Genomic DNA, 12,965 nt, shown 5'->3' with positions numbered 1-12,965 from the left:
CAAAATTTAAATGCTGAACCACAGCAAACCCATGTAACAGCTAACAACCAAAATTTAAATGCTGAACCACAGCAAACGAATGCAACAGCTAACAACCAAAATTTAAATGCTGAACCACAGCAAACCCATGCAACAGCTAACAACCAAAATTTAAATGCTGAACCACAGCAAACGAATGTTAAAGATCAAAACTATAAAGGTGGAGAAGGAAATGCAACCAAAATAGAAAAAGAGGCAAATCAAGCCATAGATAAGCAACCAGAAAAAAGCATACAGGTAGGAGAAAAAACCTTGGAAAAAAACACCAAATCAGGCAGCCATAAAACAAAAATCTCCCAAAAGGCTGCACAGCAGCAAAACGAGCCAAAGAAAAAATCCGAATTGACTCCCTTTTTCTCCTTTTTCCGAAAGAACTAAGATGGAAAAGGAACTCATTATTCCTCAATCGATCCACAAGAAAATGATTGAGCATGGAGAACAAGGTATACCATTCGAATCTTGTGGGTTATTGGCCGGAAATAACATGCATACCAAATCCATTTGGCGGTTGGAAAACGAACAGCTGTCCGACAGGCGGTTCTTTGTAAGCAAAGCCAAAGTGGGAGAAGTCATTGAAAAAATTCGTCAGCGCAATGAAGAAGTTCTCGCAATATATCACACTCATCCTACAACGTCACCAATACCTTCACGGTACGATCTGATTCATCATCCAACTGAACATGTAAAAATGGTTATCATTTCCTATAAAAGTACACCGCCTTTAGCAAAATGCTACCAAATTTATAAAAATAATTATGAAGAATGCCTTTTCTATATAGAACCATTACAATAGCCGCAACCATAGCTAAATAAATTAACTATAATATAGTATAAAACTTAAGGAGTTGGTACTTTTGAAAGCAAAAGAAATTAAAAAATCAACTACTACGAACTATCCTAAAGAAACGAAACCAATTGTTCTGAAATCTTCTTCCATTAAAAAAATACCTTTTAAAAAAGGCGGGTGCTGCGGAAAAGAGTGGTAAAGTAAAACTTCCATACATGGGGGTTTTTCTTTGCGTAAGAAAAACAGCAAAAGCAATTTCACACTGTTATTCCCTAGTATAGAAATCTAATTTTCGCCTATAGGTTAGTAACATTCCTTTTTATCACTTGGCTTCTAAGAGTTTAAAAGCATGTAATGGTGCTTTATCAAGTCTATTTGACACAGTAACAGTGCCGTAAGAAATCCTTTTTAAATTAGCAAAGGAAAAACTTACGGCACAAATGAATTCCATTATAGGGTTCGATCATGGTAATTATTTAAAAAGCCACTTTATCCTGTTGCTAGACTTTCAAGTCGCCTTTTCATTATTAAAGAACTTTGGTAGATTCAATTGTCCTCGCTAAATAATATCCCAGGCGACTGGGGTTCCACTTGGAATAGTACGTTTTACTGTTTTTCCGATCAAGATATCATAATATTTTGGCGGCAGTCCATAACCGGGACGGATGACTTTTAAATTCTCTTTTGTAATCACATCACCTGCTTTCATATCTTTTGTTATATACAGTGACCGTCGAAACTTTAAGGAAGCTTCTTCAGCATCCGTATATCCATAATGTATCTTGCCAAGGGATTCCCATGCCCGTTTTGTCTCCACTACCAAGGCTTCTAACTCATAAGGCTCTAGCGAAAAACTCGCATCTACTCCCCCATCTGTCCGTGATAAGGTAACATGTTTTTCAATAGTGACAGCTCCTAAAGCAATGCTTGCTACTGCTACACCATTTCCCATAGTATGATCTGACAAGCCGACCTGGCATTGAAATAGATCCCGCATATGAGGAATAGTGTTTAGATTACTATTCACTGGAGATGCTGGATACGTACTCGTACATTTAAGCAGGATAATATCTTCACAACCTTCTTTTCTTGCAGTATTTACAGCCTCTTCTATCTCGCCTGCCGCACATAAGCCTGTGGAAATAATCATTGGTTTTTTCGTTTGGGCTACCTTGCGAATTAATGGTAAATCAACACTTTCAAAAGAAGCAATTTTATAACAAGGGACATGCAAGTCCTCTAAGAAATCCACGGCGGTTTCATCAAATGGTGAGCTGAATCCAAGTACCCCTAATTGACGGCACCGTTCAAAAATCGGCTGGTGCCAATCCCATGGTGTATGTGCTTCCTCATATAGTTCATATAATGTTTTATCTTTCCAAATACTTTTTTCATCGCGAATGGTAAATTCACTGCCTGATTTATTTATCGTCATCGTATCTGCGGTATATGTTTGTATCTTTATCGCATCTGCTCCACCTCGAGCCGCCATGTCAACCATTTCTAACGCTCGGTCTAAAGATTGATTATGGTTTCCTGACATTTCAGCAATAATCAAGGGGGGATGGGCTCGACCGACATGTTTATTTCCGATTACAATTTCTTTCACTCTTCTCCTCCTTTTTCATAAGACTAACTCTCACCTGCTTCCATTTATCTAAAAACAAGGCCATTACAATGACATCAAAGTAACGATCATCCTTTCGAATATGATTTAGCAATCTTCCCTCTGGTACAAATCCTAATTTTTCATGATAACGGATACTCACACTATTCGTATGAATAATTTCTGAGCATACTTTCCTCATGCCAACATTATTGAATATTTTATCTAACGCTAATATCGCCATTATTGTTCCTGCACCTTTAGGTGCTTGTGCTTCCCCAATATAAAAACCCCAATAACAACGGGAATTTCCTTTATCAATATTTGAAAATTGAACAAGACCTAACCGATCCTTCTTATAATCCAGGATAAATACTTTTCGATAGGGATCGTTTGCTATGTCTTTATACCAACGGCAATGTTCTTCCCAAGTAATGGTATGATCTGTATACATAAACGCTTTGACTCTGTCTGAATTACGCCACTTTAGTACGGTTTGCAAATCGCCCTGACATAAGGGTCTTAGTTGAAAATGATGGATATTAGTCATCCTACTCTCCTTTACATAATTGCTCAGCAACTAAACCATGTTGGTAGTTTTTCATGGTAGAGCACGCTCTTGTCCCCATCTTTTTCACCTCATGACGAGAAGATATTAACCATTGTAAAGCTTGTGCAATCGTTTCAACAGTTACTTTTTTACTGACACCTAAGTGATGTACAGCACCCAGCTCAGCTAAATATTGCAAAATCTCAGATTGGTTATTAGCGGTTTCGATAGTGATCGTTGGTAAACCAAAAAAACATCTTTCCCACGTCGAGCTCCCCCCTGCGCCAACTGCTAAATCAGCCTCTGCCATCAAGCGGGATATATTCTGGATGTTATAGTGAAATATTAAATTAGAATGTGCTTGACACATTTGTTTAATCAATGAATAGCTTCTAGTTGAGGCGCCGATAACTACATCTGCTATGATATCGTTATCGTGTAGCATATGAACGGCATAGATTGCTTTTAATGTTTCGTTGGTAGGATCACTCCCACCAAATGAGATCATTATCCGCTTTATAAAACCGGTTCTATTTATTTGCTCGTTGAAGTCTCTAAATTCTTGTCGCAGTAATAGGTATTTTGTTCCTAATAATAGCTTCGTATGTTCAGGAACTAGTTTTACATATCTTTTATCTGCTTCTTTTACTAGATTGTGATCTAATAATAGATCACAATCATGTGCTCGATTTGCTAAATCATCAATTACCATTATTTTTTCAACAAATGGTTTTATCGCTTGTTCCCACTGATAATCAATATTGTAATGATCAATGATTAGCCAATTAATCGATGATAGAAATTGAACTGCTTGCATCGTTTCAAGGACATCGATACGCCAATTTACAGTTAGCCAGTACTCATAATTCATTTCGTTCGAGCGCTCAGAATCTGTACTTATAAACGGAGTTAAGGAAATGACAGGAAAAGATTGATTTTTAATAAAGTCGATTAAATCACCTGATAATGGTCGACAGACAAAAATTACATTAACATTTTTTTGCCGCAAATCTTCCGCCAGTACTAGACAGCGCCTTACATGACCGCTTCCTATATTTATTGATGCATCTGTTCTGATCACAACATTCATGACCTTCCCACTTTTCATTCATATTTTTGGTGAATATGGCTATTTATGAACCTCCAATCTGGAAACTGAGCAAATAGGTGCAATATATCCTCTAAATTAAAATGAGGCTTTTTCGGATAAAGCGTTTCAATGATTCGTTTTATTAACCAAAAATCCTCTATCGTATCAACTGTCCATCGGTGCTGACTTTGATCTTCGTGGTAGGTAACATTCTTTAATGTAAATGTTTCCGGGTGGTTCACCATATACCTCGTTACATGTTCTCTGTCTACGGTAGACTTCGCCATAACATGTGTTTCTTTCAAGGCTGCAAAAGAAAATACCTCTGTGTCCATTCCTCGAGGAAAAGTTCGTTTTAACGTATTAGAAACATATTGAAGCGAATGTTGATTAGGAAAGTAGTTTTGTATAACATAATCAACTTGTGACGGGTCAATTAGTGGGCAATCGGCAGTGAGTCTGACAATGATATCTGCTTGCATATGATTGGCAGCCTCATAATACCGACCTAATACATCGGACTCAGAACCTCTGTAAGGATAGATGTCCATTTCTTCACAAAGAGAGACAATTCTGTCATCTGCCTTCTGCTTCGTTGTGGCTACTAATATTTGGTCTATGTTAGAACAGTTCCGAACACGCTCCAGTTGGTAAGCTAATAAAGGCTTTCCCAACACTTCTTTAAGAACCTTCCCAGGTAGCCTAGAAGCACCCGTTCGTGCTTGAATAATAGCTACTACCTTCATCCTGTCACCTCAATGATTAGCATAATAAGAAATAACTTTTTTCACGCCAGCTACAACATCATCCACATCTTGATCTGACATTTTCGGAAATAACGGAAGTGTTATACAATCATGATAAAATTGCTCGGCTTGTAGGCACAAACCTTTTTTATATCCCAATTGCTGGTAATACGGATGTAAATAAACTGGAATATAATGAACGTTCACACCAATATTTTCCGCTTTTAAAGCATCAAATATCGTATTACGATCCACTTTTAATTTTTCTAAATGTAGTCGGATAATATATAAATGCCAGCTGGAATAACAGCCCTGCTGCTGAAACGGGATCGTAATCTCCGCTATTTCCTTAAAACTGACATTATATTTTTCGGCAATCTGTCTTCTTCTTGTTAAGAACGTTTTTAATTTGTTACATTGACTTAATCCAAGAGCTGCCTGCAGATCAGTCATTCGATAGTTATAACCCAAATCTTGCATTTCATAATACCACGCCCCCTCAAGTTTACGAAGCATCCTTGGTTCACGAGTGATTCCATGACTTCTAAATAGTCGTAGTTGTCGATCATAATCTTCATCGTCAGTCGTAATGATGCCACCTTCTCCAGTGGTAATATGCTTGACGGGATGAAAACTAAACATCGTCATATCTGCAATTGATCCAACATAGTCCTTTTTATACCGAGCCCCTAAAGCATGAGCAGCATCAGCAATTACGGCAATGCCATAATCCTCTGCCAAGGATAAAATTTTTTCATATTGAACTGGTTGTCCGGTAAAGTCAACGGTTATAATTGCTTTTGTTCTTTCGTTAATCAAGCGTTTGATAGATTCAGAAGAGATGTTGTATGTTTTTGGGTCAATATCGGCAAATACAGGTTTCCCGCCAACGTATAAAATAGTATTGGCACTTGCCGCAAAGGTTAGCGGGGTTGTAATCACTTCATCATTTTCCTTAATCCCAGCTGCATAACAAGCAGCGTGCAAAGCGGCTGTCCCGTTTGCAAAAGCAACTGCATACGTTGCACCAACGAAATCTTTAATCGTATTTTCAAACTGTGCTATCGTTGGTCCGGTTGTAATTAAATCCTGGTTTAATGCATTTTTAACTGCCTTTATATCATCATCATCGATCCATTGTTTTCCATAAGGTAAATAAACATCTCGTACTGGCTTCCCTCCATGAATTGCCAGTTTCTTGTTGTCAGGCATGATGTTTTCCATTCCTTTACATTAATGTAGTAGACTTCATCCATTCTTCCGTCTTGGTTATCCCTTCCTCCAATGTGTAGTTAGGCTTCCAATTTAATATTTCTTTCGCTTTACTATAATCACATAACAGCTTAGGGACTTCACTTTGCGGATGGATATGTGGAACATGTTTTATTTGTGATTCATCCACCATGAGGTTAGCTAGATCATGGATCGAAATGTCCTTACCTGACCCCGCATGAATGATTTCTCCATTCACTTTGTCTGAATACCCAGCTTCTACTACAAACCTGGCGCAATCCTCTACATAAAGTAAATCACGTGTTTGTGTTCCATCCCCATAAATTTTGAGTGGTCTCCCTGCTAATTTATTCTTTAAAAAAATAGCAACTACTCCCCCCTCACCGCCTGTTTTCTGATATGGACCATAAGTGTTGAATGGTCGAAGAATCGTTGCTGGTAATCCATATGCATAATGATAAGATAGAACCATATTTTCTGCAGCTAACTTTGACCCTGCATATGGAGAGGCAGGTTTCACTGGGTTCGTTTCACGAATACCTTCCTCATTCCATGCTTGCTCATACACCATACATGTACTCATAAACACAAATTTAACCTGGTTTTTCTTGCATAGTTCCAAAATATTAAAGGTTCCAATCACATCATTTTCAAACGTAACCCGCGGTCTGTCAATGCTGTCCTGTACATTAATACTTGCAGCTAAGTGAAAGCAAATATCGAATGAATTAGCAAATAAATGATGAACGATACGTAAATCTTTTATATCTCCTTTTATAAAGTGCACCATTTTTCCTTTATCTCTCAGCATTCGTTGAATGTTAACTGTTTTTCCATTGGATAGATCATCTAAAATCCATACGTTGTGTCCATCCCTTAACAAGTAATCAACGACCCACCTGCCTATAAAACCAACTCCACCAGTAACTAAAACATTCAAGAAAATTCTCCTCTCTTCTATTGTTTACAGCCACTCCCTTTCTGTCTTCCATATATATTCATCAGACAAACAAAACATGTGCCTAAACAAGCTGTTAAGATATTTTTACTAATAAACTGAAAACAGAAAAAGGAAGCAGTCGGATTTTCATGGCTATGAATTGTTGTAACTGGTCTATAGACCTCTGAACAAAATCGGACATTTACTTGCAACTAGATTATTTCTTATCCGACTAGTTTTCACCAAAGAGTAAAAAATAATTGTTCCTTATGCCGTGGGTTAGACCTGCTATTTTTCACCACCTAAGGCAAGCTTTAACACTTCATATGCGTAATCCACATTATTTCCTGATGTGTTATTCGTCCATACGTTCTTTAAAAAATATTCCATTTCTGCCACGTACATATCGTTTTTTAAACCATCTATTTGAACGTGTTTTTTTCCATTACTCCATGTGATTGCATGATGTAAAAAATCGCCAACAATTCTTCTCTCTTTTGTAATGACTTCGATCTTCCGCTGCTTGTATTTGCCAAAATAATCCAAGTGGAGCTCCAATAGTTTATCCGGATATACGGCTAGATACACCGATAAATCATCACTATCGATGTCTAAATGCGAATATTTACCACTTAGATAATATACTTCCTTTGGAAAGCCAAATAAATAGGTCAAGTAGTCCCACTCATGGATTAAATCAAGAGCCACTCCCCCTCCTTCAGACTGTTTAGCACTATAGCTCTTTCGATAATCTGACCTTGGGCGCCATTCAGGTAAGTAACTGGAACAAATAGCTCTTATACTGTAAATTTTTTCGCCTGCTAAAAGTTCGATTAATTTTTCAATTACTTTTGTAAACCGAAGTGGTGCTGCTACATGATACACGCCATTTTCCGTTAGTCCCAGTTCCTCTATCCGATAATGACAATCTTCAAAAATCGGCTTTTCTATAAACAGATGATTCGCTTTCGTTGCCATTAATTTAATACTATGAAAATGAAGAAATGTTGGATTGGTAATAAATGCAATATCATAATCATCATGCAAATTTTCTTCCAAATAGATCTCTTTATCAATAAGCTGTTCTACATTAGCATCCAACCGTCTATTGGTATTTCTAAATGCATGTACTTCCATATCCTCCTGTAGTTGTCTCATTATTTTTGTTAAATTAATTAAATGCATTTTTCCAATAGAACCTAATCCTATAAAGCATATTTTCATTGTGTCTCCCCTCTCTTAAACGCCCACCCGTTAAAAAATTTGAATAATAAGTATTTTTTATGTTATTAAATTTCAGCACTAAAATGTTGACGTTCTACGTTTGCCTTTTTGAGCGTCGTTTAAAATTGATGCATTTTTTCTTCTTATGCTATGCTGCAGATTCAAAAAAGCATCTATAATGGAGTATCAGTTTGGTAAATTTATCAACAAAATAATGAGAAATAATTAGAAAAATTTGGCTTATCGCCAAGTCTTATGGCGGGAGCCTTTGTTTTTCTTATACTATAAACCATAAAAATCTTATACTTTCCTATAGTGGAAGAAAGGCGCAGAGCGCCCGGTTAGCACCGTAGCGACTGGAACGAAGCAACTAAAGTTTTAGGAATCATGCTACTAAAACAGGAGTATGCCGACTTCGGGCGGCAAGCCCGTTTTTTAGTCGGCCTTCCTCCTAACCACGAACCGATGATGACTTATCGTAGGTCGATTCGTGAAGTGGCCTAGTTGCTGGGCGCTTAAACCGGACGTGGCTATTCTGTTATATCGTTATCCCAATGCCAAAATTTTTTCTTATCTCTTAAAAAATTTGACTCGCGCGGAAGCTTACATACCACAAGTCTTCATTACGTAAAGTGCTATTCTTATACAATGCTACTCTTGAAATTGATTCTTTACCTGAAGCAACGCCTTCGCCATATTCAAATCCTCTTCTGTATCAATATCAATTGCTTTCATCCAATTTATTTCATAAACTCGATAACCGCTCCCATAAAACGTTTTTTCCTTTTTAAGATCCGGTATATTAGCAATCCAAACGGCTCCAGTAGGACAGTATAAATCAATGAGATCCTGAGATCTAGCTTTTACCGCTTCAGTAAAAAACGGTGTCGGTTCTCCGTTTTCTTCTATTTTTAAAGCCCACCAAGGATTCATCCAACCAAATTTAAAAACACTGATTTGCAGTTTATTCTGTGTGTTTATAAAATGTTGGTATGCTTGAACAATGACATCACTATCTCGAAATGGGCATGATGGTAACAATTGAATGAGATGATCATATCGCTCCTCGTAATATTCTTCTGCTTGTTCCAACGTATATAAAGTTGCCAAACTAACAGGGGAATGATCATCATGATAAGATTTTCTTAAAAATGGAACTTCAGCACCGTAACGCTTGGAAATATTGGCTATTTCTCTATCATCTGTACTTACAATGATTCGTTTAAATAGTCTGGATGCTTTGGCTGCTTCAATGGTGTAAGCAATCATCGGTTTTCCGTTTAAGTCAATAACATTTTTATTGGGGATTCGTTTAGAACCACCTCTAGCCGGAATAACACAGATTGATTCATTTTTCATAAAACACACCAGCCTCAATAAATGTTTAAACCTGCCTCAATGAACTCAACCGTTTTTATTATCTCTTTAGAAGGAATGGATTGCTCTACATTTTGAACAACCCGAATAAATGTTTCCAAAGAAGCTTTAAAAGCATTAAATATATCTACTACTTCCAGTTCCAGCAGATCATTGGTTCCAAAAAAGGTAATCTTAAATGGTAAATAAGTTGCTGCTTCTATAACAGTAATATTTATCGTCATTTCTTCTTCTGTAAGATACATAACGTGTACCGCACCATTACTTGCTACTTTTTTTACGTTTTTTATTTTTTGCTGAAAACCAATGATATTTAATATAGGCTCAAGTACGTGAATAGCGTACTTATCCCATGATTTCATGATGGTGGCTTGAATGCTTTTTATTTCTCCCAAGCTTTCCAGCTGCTCTCTTGTCACAGAAAATTCTTTTGCATAGCGTAAAGGGGTACATGAAAATATCTGTCCCTTGCCTCTCTCTTTATGGAGAATGGATAAGGCATCTGCCACTTTTACCGCAATTGGTTTATCAATATAGATAGGCATACCTGCCTGAATAAACGGTTCGCTGTGAGTTAAGTGCTGCTCATAGTCATCCCGCGCTAATAGAATTGCATCGACCTCACCAATCATATCTTCAGGATTCATAACAATATTTTTTATATTGGAAGCAATAGCAATATGTTGCGATAATTGGCTATCCTGTGTCCAAATATGAGTAACTGCGGCATCCTTAATTGTATCTTGAGGGAATTTTTTTTGACGCAAATAATCGGGGATGGCAAGAAAAGGGCAATCCTTCATATACGTAGGATTATAACCATTACATATTGCTGACCATGAATAGGGATGACCATTCCCTTCACTCATACCAATGATCCCCAACTTCACCATGTTCCTACCACCTCCTTGGATCAATTATATTAACATCATCTATTTGAAAAACTTGAAAATCGATATATATTTTTTTCTGATTGTAAAAGGCATGGATAATTTCTTTCATATGGTTGATACTGTCTACACCCACTAACATGGCATCAAGTTGTTTTATTTGAACAATAAACTGTAAGGCGCCTTCCAGCTTCGTTAATTGATGCGCATTAAAAAATAATTCTAGCTTTCGTTGTCTAGGAATAAGGGAGCTAAATGCGCTAGGTAATTGTTCAGCTTCCGACAGTAGAAGACCTTGAAGAAAAATCGACCTAGCATGTATCTCAATGTTTCTTTTTTTCAGCTCATCGAGTGCGCCAGAGGTTAGTAGCCGTTGATCATAAATATTGAGGGGGAGTTGAATGACATCTATATCATAATTAGCAATAATAGACTGTAACTGAATTTGATCATAAATGGAAACACCAATTTTTTTAGTTAATCCTGCTTGTTTCCAAGCTAGCATTAAATGATACAATTTATCACTGTCCTTAACAAGCAGATCATTAGCATGATGCACGTACACTCCCTCTACGTGACTTGCTTTTAAATTCCCTAAAGAGCGAAAAAAAGCGGTTTCAACACTTTCCAGTTCTTGACGGGTAATGGTAGCAACATGTAAAGGAAGTGTTTTTGAATAAATAGCAAAATGATCTTTAGCAGCTAATCTGCCTAGTATTTTCTCAGCTTTTCCATAATTAGCTGCCGCATCAATCGTCTGAATATTAAATCGTTTACAATACGCTAAAATTTCTGTCGCTTCCTTTTCTGCCACCCGCCCTTTTCTATTTGTAATACCGTAGTCCATCCCAAATTGAGCAGTACCTAGAATGATGTTTGATATATCATTTATCATGGATAAACACCTCCACGGAAAAGATGTCTCCCCCTTTTTCATTCATGTGTTACTAATGAGTAAGCCGATTGATTAAATCTTTCAGTCTTTCTGCTGAAGGTTTCGATTGCGGATAAACATAGGAAAGAAATTCTTCTCTTTTCTTTTTGGTCGCATGAACCGCCGCTGAATCAGACATATATTTAATGATTAATTTTCCAAGTTTTCCTGGATCCTGTTGAACCATTTCCCCAAGTGAATCAAAATATCCAGAGTAATCAGGCATATGAACAATTGATCTTTCTGTAATTATATCGGTTTCTGCAAATTTCTGATTTAAAATAAAGACGGGCTTATCTATTAACATTGCTTCCAATCCAACCGTCGAGGGATAGGCAACAACAGCATCAACATTAGTTAAAATGTCATACAGTTGGAAGTTTTTTGTAGAGTATAATGATGGAAATTCTTGCAGTAATATGTTTGTTTCTTTGGTTGGATAATCCCTCACTAAAACGTTCAATTTATTAGATTTTAATATCGTTTGAACAAGTTCTTTCCATTTTTCTATATCGTAATTTTCTCGAACAATAACTAAAAGTGCTTTTTTACGGTTATCCAAGCCTAACTTAGCTGCAAAGCTTTCCCGTGTCATACTGCTAGAAAGTTTAAGATCAAATCTTGGATGACCAATAATTTCAACAGAATCCGTAGGCGCACCTAAGTTTACATACCAATCTTTTTCAAAATAACCATAAACAGCATCTATTTCTGCTATCTTCGGCATATAGCCAAACTCACTGGAAATGATCCCATGCTGCATGCAAATAGATGGTATCCCTTTTTGAGAAGCGACGACTGCAAAAATACGATTTACGGTAGCCTGCGTAGAGGAAACGATGATACAAGAAAGATTGACATCGTTTAAAACTCGTTGCGACTGTTCGATCCGAAGAATAACTTCTTCTATTTGTTGTAGCAATTTTTGTTGAAACAAAGCGCTACTATATAACGGATGATTTTTAAAGGTGTTAACTATTTTTTTAGCCTTACCTTGTAATTGAGCAACGGATGTTTGTATCTCTGGTTTATAATCAGCTAAATTAATGAACGTGGATTTATGCATTAATGTTGGTTTAACCGATGGACTCCTAGTAAACTTTTTAATGCTTATTGTGTTCGTTACTGCTCTTGCCTTTCTTTTTCCAGCTTTGGAGATTACCCTAGAATGAGGAACCTTATTACTACCGGGATTAATAATTACTGTATTTCCTGAATTAAAATATTGAGATAACACTACATTTGGAAAACGAAGTAACTTATCCATAATAAGCGCTACTTTTCCTTGCTTAGGGTTAATTATTGGCTTTTTATGCTCTTGTAAGAATTGACTAAATACATCTTGAATCTCTTTTCGTTCTGTAATCTTGCTAGTTAAATGATCACTAAATTTTTTACTGTATAATTCATTTCTCATCGTTTCTTTGGAATGAACTAACGTATGATACGAGCACAGATATGGAATAGAAATGCCTTGGTACGTTAACGCTTTAAAGTCATTAAGAAAGTCAAGATATAAAGACCAATAATTGTGTATATACGTATTCAT

General features: G+C 36.7%; 14 protein-coding genes. 3 read left to right on the top strand and 11 right to left on the bottom strand.

Annotated elements, in window-relative coordinates:
* From D1839_RS01150 to D1839_RS20665, 3 genes are all read left to right on the top strand, one after another.
* Positions 1-417 (top strand): hypothetical protein (locus tag D1839_RS01150; RefSeq protein WP_166554429.1); only part of this gene is annotated, 417 nt, incomplete at its 5' end.
* Position 418: 1 nt separating this feature from the next.
* Positions 419-832, top strand: a complete 414-nt coding sequence (locus D1839_RS01145) for a M67 family metallopeptidase (protein ID WP_120378049.1) — start codon at positions 419-421, stop codon at positions 830-832.
* A gap of 61 nt (positions 833-893) precedes the next feature.
* Complete coding sequence (locus D1839_RS20665; protein ID WP_286164679.1) at positions 894-1,025, top strand: hypothetical protein; 132 nt, start codon at positions 894-896, stop codon at positions 1,023-1,025.
* A 360-nt stretch (positions 1,026-1,385) separates the two neighbouring features.
* Here the strand turns inward: D1839_RS20665 and pseI are convergent, their stop codons facing one another.
* The 11 genes from pseI to D1839_RS01090 form a co-directional block, all read right to left on the bottom strand.
* Complete coding sequence (pseI, locus tag D1839_RS01140; protein ID WP_120378048.1) at positions 1,386-2,435, bottom strand: pseudaminic acid synthase; 1,050 nt, start codon at positions 2,433-2,435, stop codon at positions 1,386-1,388.
* Complete coding sequence (gene pseH, locus D1839_RS01135) at positions 2,410-2,982, bottom strand: UDP-4-amino-4,6-dideoxy-N-acetyl-beta-L-altrosamine N-acetyltransferase (protein ID WP_120378047.1); 573 nt, start codon at positions 2,980-2,982, stop codon at positions 2,410-2,412. The genes pseI and pseH overlap by 26 nt, the downstream gene beginning before the upstream one ends.
* 1 nt (position 2,983) lies before the next feature.
* Positions 2,984-4,072: a UDP-2,4-diacetamido-2,4,6-trideoxy-beta-L-altropyranose hydrolase gene (gene pseG, locus D1839_RS01130; protein WP_158589579.1), complete on the bottom strand. Its 1,089-nt coding sequence runs from the start codon at positions 4,070-4,072 to the stop codon at positions 2,984-2,986.
* A gap of 14 nt (positions 4,073-4,086) precedes the next feature.
* Positions 4,087-4,818 carry a cytidylyltransferase domain-containing protein gene (locus tag D1839_RS01125; RefSeq protein ID WP_120378045.1) on the bottom strand — a complete coding sequence of 244 codons (732 nt, stop codon included), beginning with the start codon at positions 4,816-4,818 and terminating at the stop codon, positions 4,087-4,089.
* 9 nt (positions 4,819-4,827) lie between these two features.
* A complete protein-coding gene (gene pseC / locus D1839_RS01120) occupies positions 4,828-6,030 on the bottom strand; it encodes a UDP-4-amino-4,6-dideoxy-N-acetyl-beta-L-altrosamine transaminase (RefSeq protein WP_120378044.1) in 1,203 nt (400 codons plus the stop codon).
* 16 nt (positions 6,031-6,046) lie between these two features.
* On the bottom strand, positions 6,047-6,991 hold the full coding sequence (locus D1839_RS01115; RefSeq protein WP_120378043.1) for a dTDP-glucose 4,6-dehydratase: 945 nt from the start codon (positions 6,989-6,991) through the stop codon (positions 6,047-6,049).
* A 288-nt stretch (positions 6,992-7,279) separates the two neighbouring features.
* Positions 7,280-8,215 carry a Gfo/Idh/MocA family protein gene (locus D1839_RS01110; RefSeq protein WP_120378042.1) on the bottom strand — a complete coding sequence of 312 codons (936 nt, stop codon included), beginning with the start codon at positions 8,213-8,215 and terminating at the stop codon, positions 7,280-7,282.
* 651 nt (positions 8,216-8,866) lie between these two features.
* The gene (locus D1839_RS01105) at positions 8,867-9,574 is read right to left on the bottom strand and encodes an acylneuraminate cytidylyltransferase family protein (protein WP_120378041.1); all 708 of its coding nucleotides are present in this window, start codon (positions 9,572-9,574) and stop codon (positions 8,867-8,869) included.
* Positions 9,575-9,588: 14 nt separating this feature from the next.
* Positions 9,589-10,485 carry a Gfo/Idh/MocA family oxidoreductase gene (locus tag D1839_RS01100; RefSeq protein ID WP_120378040.1) on the bottom strand — a complete coding sequence of 299 codons (897 nt, stop codon included), beginning with the start codon at positions 10,483-10,485 and terminating at the stop codon, positions 9,589-9,591.
* A 4-nt stretch (positions 10,486-10,489) separates the two neighbouring features.
* Positions 10,490-11,377, bottom strand: coding sequence for an aldo/keto reductase (locus D1839_RS01095; protein ID WP_158589578.1), 888 nt, complete (start codon positions 11,375-11,377; stop codon positions 10,490-10,492).
* 52 nt (positions 11,378-11,429) lie between these two features.
* A complete protein-coding gene (locus D1839_RS01090) occupies positions 11,430-12,965 on the bottom strand; it encodes a hypothetical protein (RefSeq protein WP_120378038.1) in 1,536 nt (511 codons plus the stop codon).

It is taken from the genome of Roseburia sp. 1XD42-34 (assembly GCF_009917385.1).
Lineage (GTDB): Bacteria > Bacillota > Bacilli > Bacillales > Amphibacillaceae > Virgibacillus.
Note: the sequence above shows the minus strand (reverse complement) of the source record. Positions and strands in the feature narration are given on the sequence as shown.

Coding starts and splice junctions, on each gene's coding strand:
- pseG (WP_158589579.1), bottom strand. CDS start 4,072: ATGAATGTTGTGATCAGAACAGATGCATCAATAAATATAGGAAGCGGT.
- D1839_RS01105 (WP_120378041.1), bottom strand. CDS start 9,574: ATGAAAAATGAATCAATCTGTGTTATTCCGGCTAGAGGTGGTTCTAAA.
- pseC (WP_120378044.1), bottom strand. CDS start 6,030: ATGCCTGACAACAAGAAACTGGCAATTCATGGAGGGAAGCCAGTACGA.
- D1839_RS01110 (WP_120378042.1), bottom strand. CDS start 8,215: ATGAAAATATGCTTTATAGGATTAGGTTCTATTGGAAAAATGCATTTA.
- D1839_RS01145 (WP_120378049.1), top strand. CDS start 419: ATGGAAAAGGAACTCATTATTCCTCAATCGATCCACAAGAAAATGATT.
- pseH (WP_120378047.1), bottom strand. CDS start 2,982: ATGACTAATATCCATCATTTTCAACTAAGACCCTTATGTCAGGGCGAT.
- D1839_RS01125 (WP_120378045.1), bottom strand. CDS start 4,818: ATGAAGGTAGTAGCTATTATTCAAGCACGAACGGGTGCTTCTAGGCTA.
- D1839_RS01095 (WP_158589578.1), bottom strand. CDS start 11,377: ATGATAAATGATATATCAAACATCATTCTAGGTACTGCTCAATTTGGG.
- D1839_RS01090 (WP_120378038.1), bottom strand. CDS start 12,965: ATGAATACGTATATACACAATTATTGGTCTTTATATCTTGACTTTCTT.
- D1839_RS01100 (WP_120378040.1), bottom strand. CDS start 10,485: ATGGTGAAGTTGGGGATCATTGGTATGAGTGAAGGGAATGGTCATCCC.